The sequence below is a fragment of the Streptomyces sp. NRRL WC-3549 genome (assembly GCF_000721935.1).
GTDB lineage: Bacteria > Actinomycetota > Actinomycetes > Streptomycetales > Streptomycetaceae > Streptomyces.
The window spans coordinates 92,488-94,858 of record NZ_KL585393.1 but is presented as its reverse complement, the minus strand read 5'-3'; the positions used below and the strand labels follow the sequence as shown (position 1 = coordinate 94,858).

3 protein-coding genes and 1 pseudogene are annotated in these 2,371 nt (G+C 73.4%); all 4 read right to left on the bottom strand.

What is annotated here, in order from left to right; translation table 11 throughout:
- Positions 1 to 471, bottom strand: a 471-nt coding sequence (locus IH13_RS0110340; RefSeq protein WP_031083121.1) for a DUF1648 domain-containing protein, incomplete at its 3' end; no start/stop codon positions are given.
- 239 nt (positions 472 to 710) lie between these two features.
- Positions 711 to 1,445: a DUF6304 family protein gene (locus IH13_RS0110335; protein WP_031083120.1), complete on the bottom strand. Its 735-nt coding sequence runs from the start codon at positions 1,443 to 1,445 to the stop codon at positions 711 to 713.
- 75 nt (positions 1,446 to 1,520) lie between these two features.
- Complete coding sequence (locus IH13_RS0110330) at positions 1,521 to 2,120, bottom strand: GNAT family N-acetyltransferase (RefSeq protein ID WP_031083117.1); 600 nt, start codon at positions 2,118 to 2,120, stop codon at positions 1,521 to 1,523.
- A 93-nt stretch (positions 2,121 to 2,213) separates the two neighbouring features.
- Positions 2,214 to 2,371, bottom strand: a pseudogene (locus IH13_RS40675) (polyprenyl synthetase family protein); the annotation flags it as partial.

Genomic DNA, 2,371 nt, shown 5'->3' with positions numbered 1-2,371 from the left:
GTCCGGGTCCTCCGGTAGGGCCGGCAGCAGCCTGGCCGCGACCAGCCCGAGGGCCGCCGCCACGACGGCGGAACCGGCGGTGCCCGCGAGGTGCCACATCGTGAACCCCTCCGCCGGTCCGCCGCCGGCCGCGTCCACGTTGACGAACAGGGTGGCCGCCGTCAGATAGCCGGAGAACGCGGCGGTCGCGTATCCGGCGGCGGCGAACTTGTCGTACGCGCGGCCGTGGAACCGGCCCCTGACCGCCATGTAGGTCCAGCAGGCGCCGAGCAGGAAGGGCAGCAGGACGGTGACGACGAGGAACGACGTGCGGCCCGAGTACCCGTTGGCCTCACCGGAGGCCGAGAAGTGCGTGGCCAGCCGTGTGGGCAACCGGTCCCGGAGCGCCACGGCGAGGACGAGGTCGAGGATCAGGACGAGCAGGAACGGCAGGGCGACGACGGCCGCCCGCGCGAGCTTCTTGGTGTTCATGAGCACCTCCGTTGTTCGCATCTTAGTAGAACAATGCCAACATGCCAATGCCGTACCTCCCCCGGACACGGCGCTGCCCCGCACCGGCGGTCCGGTACGGGGCAGCAGGGCCGGCCGGGCGGGAATGACAGCCGGACGGGATGGCGGGCCAGGGCGAGCGGGCGCCCTGGGAGCCGGGCGGAGAGCCGGAGGCAGCCGGCGGGCGGGGGCACGGCGACCGGCGGCCACCGGCGCGCCGGTCAGGCGGGTGTGAGCGGGTTGACCCCCGCCCTCAGGCGTCCGGTGCCGGTGCGTACCGCTCGTCCGGAAGCCCTCGTACGCGGCTCGGCCGGTTCCTCGGCGGCGAGGGCCGGTTCGACCGGTCGCGGTTCGAAGTCCCGGCAGCTCCATATCTCCTGGACGAGCCCGGTCCGCCGGTCCCACAGGCCCTCGACGCCCGACGCGTCCACCCCGTCCCGGTAGGCGTCCTTGGTGTCGCGGAAGCAGCCGAGGCCTCCGGAAACGCCGCGCTCGGCCGCGGGAAGATAGCCGGAGAGGGCGCAGGCCGCGCATATCTGCAGATGGATGTCCGGGGGCAGGGCGGTCCGTATCGTGGCCAGGGCCGAGGGGAAGTCGCTCTCCGCGCGGTGGGACTCGTACACCGCTCCGTCCAGGTGGAGGGAGAGATACAGGTCCGGATCGGTGCGGCGCAGGGACAGCAGGCAGCCGAGCGTGGCCTGGCGGACCGTGCCGGCCACGAGGACCGGGAGCGGCATGTCCCACTCCAGCACGCAGTCGCCCAGCACACCGTCCGTCAGGTCGAACACGTCGGCCTCCGCTCGCGTCCCGGCCACCGGGACGAGGCCGTCGAAGCTCTCCCCCTCGAAGTCCGTCCCCCTCGTCCGGATGCGGAGTTGCCGCCCGTCCGTGGTGAGAATGACGGCCTCGGAACCGTGTCGGTCCCGGTACCAGCCTGCCCACGACTCATCTGTCATGAGCAGGGACTGTAGCCCCTGCCACTCTCCTCCCTCCCGTCACCTCCCCCCGCCCGCGGCCCGGCCCGGGGGGCCTCAGCCACCCACCTGCGGCTCCCGCCACATGGGCCACATCGACGGCCCGTCGGGGAGCTCCACCGCCCGCCCCAGGCAGGTGAATCCGATCCTCTCGTAGAGCCCGCGGCTGCGCTCGCTGCTCGCCTCCAGGTAGGCCGGCAGCCCCTCGCGGTCGCACCGCTCCAGGACGCCGTCGATCAGCACCCGCCCGAGCCCCTCCCCCTGGCGCTCCGGGCGGACGCCGATCATCAGCAGGTACGCGTGAGCCCGGTCGTGCGGGTGGACGGCGCCGGTCATCCTGCCCACCAGCTCGGCCCGTTCGTTGTCGGGGTCCGCCGTCCGGCGCATGAGTGCCGGGGTCTCATCCTCCTCCTCGGGGGCGCCCGCGGGGACCGAGAGCCAGAGGGCCGCGGCCGTACCGTCCTCCAGCAGGTCGACGCGTCCCTCGGAGAGCGCGATGTCGGCGAAGACCCCGAGGAACTTCCCGTGCACCGCCCGCCGGTGCTCCTCGTCCGGGAACACCCAACTGCTCACCGGATCGTCGTGGAAGGCGGCCTCCAGGATCTCCACGACCTGGCCCCTGTCCCGCCCGTCCGCCTGCCGTATACGTACGCCCATGTCCGGCACCGCCCCTTCCGTTCCCGTCGCTCTGCTCTCAACCGGCCTACGGGATACTAGAATTGGGCGGCTCGTCGGTCTCCGGCGACCCGCTCAGTGCGTCCTGCGGGTCACGAACTCCGCCAGCGCCAGCAGGTCCTGCGCGCCGGCCGGGTCGGGGACCGCGCGGGAGAGGTGGTGCACCGCGCGGGCCATCCGGTCCGCCGCGCAGGCCTGGGCCCAGTCCCGGCCGCCGGCCCGGTCGACGGCGG